The organism is Oligoflexus sp. (genome assembly GCF_035638955.1).
GTDB lineage: Bacteria > Bdellovibrionota_B > Oligoflexia > Oligoflexales > Oligoflexaceae > Oligoflexus.
Window position 1 is genome coordinate 1 of record NZ_DASQYZ010000369.1, and the last position, 5,436, is coordinate 5,436.

The 5,436-nt window shown below is 51.7% G+C and carries 5 protein-coding genes; 3 read left to right on the forward strand and 2 right to left on the reverse strand.

All coding sequences use genetic code 11. The features are described from left to right. Window positions 1–117 precede the first annotated feature (117 nt). From VE954_RS32325 to VE954_RS32335, 3 genes are all read left to right on the forward strand, one after another. On the forward strand, window positions 118–1,767 hold the full coding sequence (locus VE954_RS32325) for a hypothetical protein (RefSeq protein WP_324960801.1): 1,650 nt from the start codon (window positions 118–120) through the stop codon (window positions 1,765–1,767). 140 nt (window positions 1,768–1,907) lie between these two features. Next, on the forward strand, window positions 1,908–2,108 hold the full coding sequence (locus tag VE954_RS32330; RefSeq protein ID WP_324960803.1) for a hypothetical protein: 201 nt from the start codon (window positions 1,908–1,910) through the stop codon (window positions 2,106–2,108). A gap of 506 nt (window positions 2,109–2,614) precedes the next feature. Next, window positions 2,615–2,800, forward strand: a complete 186-nt coding sequence (locus tag VE954_RS32335; RefSeq protein WP_324960805.1) for a hypothetical protein — start codon at window positions 2,615–2,617, stop codon at window positions 2,798–2,800. A gap of 407 nt (window positions 2,801–3,207) precedes the next feature. Here the strand turns inward: VE954_RS32335 and VE954_RS32340 are convergent, their stop codons facing one another. Both VE954_RS32340 and VE954_RS32345 read right to left on the reverse strand, forming a co-directional pair. After that, window positions 3,208–4,254: a PilZ domain-containing protein gene (locus VE954_RS32340; protein WP_324960807.1), complete on the reverse strand. Its 1,047-nt coding sequence runs from the start codon at window positions 4,252–4,254 to the stop codon at window positions 3,208–3,210. 520 nt (window positions 4,255–4,774) lie between these two features. Then, the gene (locus tag VE954_RS32345; RefSeq protein ID WP_324960809.1) at window positions 4,775–5,308 is read right to left on the reverse strand and encodes a YCF48-related protein; all 534 of its coding nucleotides are present in this window, start codon (window positions 5,306–5,308) and stop codon (window positions 4,775–4,777) included. Between the last annotated feature and the right edge of the window lie 128 nt (window positions 5,309–5,436).

The window sequence follows — 5,436 nt, forward strand, 5'->3', positions numbered from 1 at the left end:
AATGCGTTTTGCATTTTTACCAAATGCCGAAAATGATCATCTTTTAAACCACTGTATTTTGATCACCAACTGCGGGTGATGAGGCAGGATACGATCAGGTGGGGACGGAGTCTAACCGTGACTTGCTGGGGCGCTTACGCAGGAATCACGGGACAGCTCATAATTCCCGAGGCAAAATTTGTGCTGTCCGGTGTCTCCTTCAGGAGTACTGAGACGCCTTCGTCTGGTACCCTCACACTCCCGACCGCAGGCAACGTCCTGACGGCCATCACTTATGGTGTGGGAGGAACCGGGTCGACCGGAACGTTGACCCTGCCTCTGGCGGCCCAGGTGCGAACTGGAAATGGTACCTATGGAGTCGCAGGCACAGCTACGACCCCGACTCTTGCCGACTGCGCGGCAGATGGCGACGTCAGCTGCGTGGCTGTTTCACCTTATAAAGCCGCCTTCATCACCGGTCTCGCCGCCAAAGTTGTTTCCGGGAATACCGTCGCCGGGGTGGCAGGGAGTGCGACTGCGGAGTCTCACAGCAACTGTACCGCGGCCAATCAATCGGGTTGCGTGGCGATCAGCCCTTATCTGACGATGAACCTTGGCAGTGCAGGCTCGGCGACGGGTTTAACAGCGGCCAATTTCAACGCCACGATCGCCACCAGTGCCGCCTTTGAATTTTGGGATGCCGTTGGCGCTCGCCATAGTGTGACCGGTACGAGTAACCTCAGCGCCGGCAACGTCAAATCTTCGGTGGCGATCTTTGGGGTGACAGGCCAATATCCTTCGGCAAGCTACCGGCTGGCCAGCAATACTGCGGCCACGGATCTGACTCTTTTTGCGACCCAGCTCACCACCGACGGAAGCTTTGAATTCTTCGACAGCGCCGGCGCGCAATACACCGGCAGCGGCGACAGCGATCTTCTCGCGACCAACGTAAAAAACGCTGTGGCTTTTGAGAACCTCAGCATTACCGGGTCATACGTCGCAACCCTGGTTTGCCCGACGGGCTGGATCAAAGTGCCGGCCGATAGCGCTTACGGGACCAATGATTTTTGCGTGATGAAGTATGAAGCCAAGAACGTGGGCAGTGTTGCGACCTCCCAGGCCGCGAGCGCGCCTTGGGTCTCCATCACGCAAACATCAGCCATTACGGCCTGCAGGGCGCTCGGGACCGGCTATGACATAATCTCCAATGCCCAGTGGATGACGATCGGCGCCAATGTCGCCGCAATTGCCGGCAACTGGAGCGGCGGAGTCGTCGGCACGGGCTCTCTCTTTTCCGGTCATAACGATAGCAATCCCAACAACGCCTGCGCGGCTTCGAGCGATGACGGGCTCTTTTATGTTGAAACGGATTGTACGCCCGTCAGCACAGGCGACACAAGCGAGCAAAGGCGGACCCTCACGCTTTCCAATTCAGAAGTAATCTGGGATCTTTCCGGCAATGTCTATGAATGGGTCAACTACATAAACCTCAGCGACAAGCCGGGGGCGACGAACGCCTATTATGAGTATACGGCCCTCACCGGAACCACGACGACCGCGCTCAAGGATCTGGTCCCCACCAACGCTGTCAAAGCTTTTTGGTCGGACGCATGGAACTCCGGAAAGGGGATTGGCAGTTTTTACCCCGGTACCAACGGTTCCGGAGGCGCACTCGTACGCGGGGGGGGGGGGTGGGCCGAAGGTGGGGTGTTCCGCGTTTATCTGACCGATAGCCCGACGACTTCGGGCCTCCATATTGGATTTCGATGCGTTAAGACGGGCCCCTGATTTCCGGTCATTGTGTACCTGGCAATTGACTAAGCAGGCGCCCAGCTGCGAATAAGGCAAATTCACTGGGCTGTGGTAGCCTCAAGTCCTGAAGGGCGGTGCTTGAGTTGAATCGAGGCCACTGGACCATTGAAAACAAAATGTTTTATGTCAGAGACGTGACATTTAACGAGGATCGCAGCGGGGTCAGGTCCGGCTCTCTTCCACATCTTATGATCACTCTGCGTAACGTGATCATGGGCCTCTTCAGGAAAAAAGGCCAATTTCAGATCGCAAAAACCATTCGATCCTGCCTTTACGGCAAAGACATTGATCTGGATTACCTCTTCTCAAAAATTTAAGCCAAAGAATTAAAAGATTCATACAAGGGAGCGTCGTCCTTCACGGCATTCCTGCGGCCACAAAATGAACTTTTTGCCAAAAAGTAACGAAGGTTCAACTCAGGTCTTCCTTCCAGCATAAATTTCAAGGGTATCGCAATCCAGTGAAGCAGACCCGCGCACGGCCTGGATTAATTCCTAGGCATTCTTTCCGGGGCCCTGTCCTGAACCGGCTCTGTCGCAAACATTTCCGAGGGTGACGTAAGGTTTTGAAGGAATCATTTCCCTGACGCAGTTATCCTGCGAGGGCATAAAACTCCTCGAATGAAGTGGAGCCTGGGATATCGGTCTGACCTTTTTTGATCATGGCCATCATCTCAATTCCGGCGATGGTTTTTGCCGTCGACATGAAGTGGCCGTCAGCCCGCATCAGATAGTGCCAAGGTTATGCAGCTGAAGAAGCATTCCTCATTGCCGTCAAACACGAGCGTATTTCCACAGCGGCACTCAAACGAGGGGGCAACGTTTTGGGTGAGTTCTGTTCGATGGTCGTCAACCACTATGAGCATCGCAGCGCTTATGCCGCATTCGCATTCATACGGGGCAAGGAACGATCGCAAGGTGCAGCTTCCCAGAACCTGTGGGATCATGTTTGCATGATCCATGAAGGATATGCTGCATTCATCAAGGACGGGTTGACCGGACTCGCATAATTTTTTGATAAATGCGATCCATTGGTTTATTCCGGATGAGGTAAAGTTTGAAATGGCCTTCAGGTTGAGATGAATATGTTTGCGCGTTATGCATGGAATATCCTCAGCTGAAAACCTTTCATCGATTTTTCCCTGGATTGAATATTCCACCCTATCCAGCGAATCGCTAATGACGAGCTGGCAGCTGTTAAAATTGATCGTCTGACTCATCGTTACCTCGCAGCCGGGGTTGCCACGTAGCGGCAGTTTCAATAATGATGCAACATCTGGAAATTGAGCAAAATTATGACGTCTGAGACCTCACCATTGGTCAACTGTTTGCAAAATGCATTTAACCCGTTGTCCGTTGAGAACGTCACTTTCCGGCGCAGTGGATTTCCCGGGTGGCGTGCCGGAAGAGTCTCCATTCAAAGAAACTCCACGCTGCCATCGTCCTGCTCGTCTCCAGCCGAGGAGAGCAGTTCAAGCGTTTTTTCCTCGAGCTGCAAAGAAGCAACATCCGGCCAGCTCCAGATAATGATCTCAACCATACAGCTGATTCCGGTTCCCGATGGCAGTTCAAGACGCCATGCATCCCGCACCTGCATTGCATCCTGGAGAGATGGCAGAGCACAAATTTCATCCTCCATGATGGGACCATGCACAGGGAGTTTGACGCGAATATCCTTGTCATAGAGAAGGCTTCCGGCATGGCGCTCAACCCAGATTTTAAAAGCTCCTGCCGTTAAATTGCAGAATTCGCGCATAAAATCATGGCAAATATGATTTTGAAAATCGTTCTCTGGTCTGTTCTTTGTCCAGGAGAGGAAACCGTGAGCTGCTTCAGGCTGATAGCAACTGGAAAAGTGGATGCACATGGCTGCAGATTGAATGCCAATGGTCACCTTCCAGCAGTTGTCGCTGCTAGATGGGCTATTTTCCGGTATTTCAAGGATTAGTGGCATCGCCTGGTTGGGACCTACAATGCGCGAACGGGACGATTGCCTGACCCCCTCCCGGAGTTGCCTAATAACACAGCCTTCTTTTGTCCCGGGAGCCATCAGGTCGGCAGTTTCAGCAGGAATCGTTACCGCGCCATTATCAAGTAAAAGACTCAATAAATCGGGCTGATTTTGGTCGGAAGCCACATGTTCAAGACCTACAGCAAAGGTCTTATCTTCCGAGCCCTCACCTTCATGCACGTTGATATATCGCACATCACAAACAAAGGCCATCGCCAAGGCACCGTTTTTCGGAAAAAACATCAGCCTGTCATTGGTTTTAAACGAGAGTTCATTGGCCTGGATCAGCAGGCGGGCACCGCAACGACTGACTTCGCAAATTCCTGCAGCAAGAGCCTGTCCCTGAAAGAAAACCTGCGCTCGGCCTCTCACCGGTATTCGAGGATACCGCCGGCGGTTTGTCTTTTTTTCAAGCGGATACTGCACTGTAATGCTCATGTTCGAATGTGGCATGGGATGACATCCAGCCGCTTCAGTAACTCAGGTTGTCCAGAATACCATCGGCCAATCAAATGGAAAGTAAAGGGGTATGAGCGGCCAAATGAATCAGCCAGCACGTAAGGCTCCCCAGGCTATCTGTTTTTGGACCTGTTCGGAGGCAAGTGAGCGATGTAGCCGCTGGTGTCACGAAAAAAGGCACCATTGCAGTTGGGGAATAAGGCCAGCCGTGGAATTAGGTTGAGGGAAAAGATGGTGAATTAGCACTACTCCGCGGAATTTTTTAATTGAACATTATGCGCAGAAAGATGAAGAATGTTTGATGCATAGCCAAGGAGCGGCAGGTGCGTCAAAAAGCAGGCCCCAGGAAGAATGGCTATAAAATCGGCTGACAGTTAAAATTATTGGGAAATTTCGAAATTTCCGCTTAAGTGAAACCTTGGCAATCAAGGCTCTGCTTAAATTCCAGGCATTCTTTCCGAGGCCCTGCAGGATTCGGTACAAAAACCGTCGTCTTGCTTGGAACACTCGCCCGTCACCCCTCTCCGCTCCGTTTCAAAAATGTTCCGTTGCCGCCGACCGCTAAGTAACCGCCTGGTGCCCATGCAATTGAGTTAAGTTGAGCTTTCAAGCCACTGGCTTGAACTTCTTCAATGTTTCCATCGATGTCAATCTTTAAGATTGACGAGCCAGATTTGGTTGACCCAACCGCCATGCAGTCGGTAAAACAAGCCAAGTCACGAATTGTCGGCAGATCAGAACCTTGATGAGCGCTCCAGGTATAGGACCCCGCCGGCATCCCACTTATGCTGCTCCTTCTTAACATAATACCTTCTCCGCCAATCATCTGAGAGGTATTGTTATCAATTGTCAGGAGGTTTGCCCTTGTATTTGCAGACTGTATGGTGACGCGATTGAATGAATCACCTCCGTCATGCGTTTCAGCAATAAAGCCGTTCTCACCCACAATTAGGCCATCGTCAAAGGAAAACATCACCCCCGTGAGGTTTTCTGCATCAGGAATGCTAACTTTTTCCCATACTAGGGCTGTGGGATCGAGATTTTCCAACCTGCTGGTGGAGGCTCGAAGGACGAGTCCCTTGCTTCCCACCGGAATGTGTCAGCATTTTTGGGACAGCGCTAAAGAAAGTTTAAGAAACTTTTCTACCCGAGTACGAACACGGACTGTCGCGTGAC

Bases quoted from the DNA above. Each gene is read 5' to 3' on its own strand.
- VE954_RS32330 (WP_324960803.1), top strand. From the start codon at position 1,908: ATGTTTTATGTCAGAGACGTGACATTTAACGAGGATCGCAGCGGGGTC.
- VE954_RS32340 (WP_324960807.1), bottom strand. From the start codon at position 4,254: ATGCCACATTCGAACATGAGCATTACAGTGCAGTATCCGCTTGAAAAA.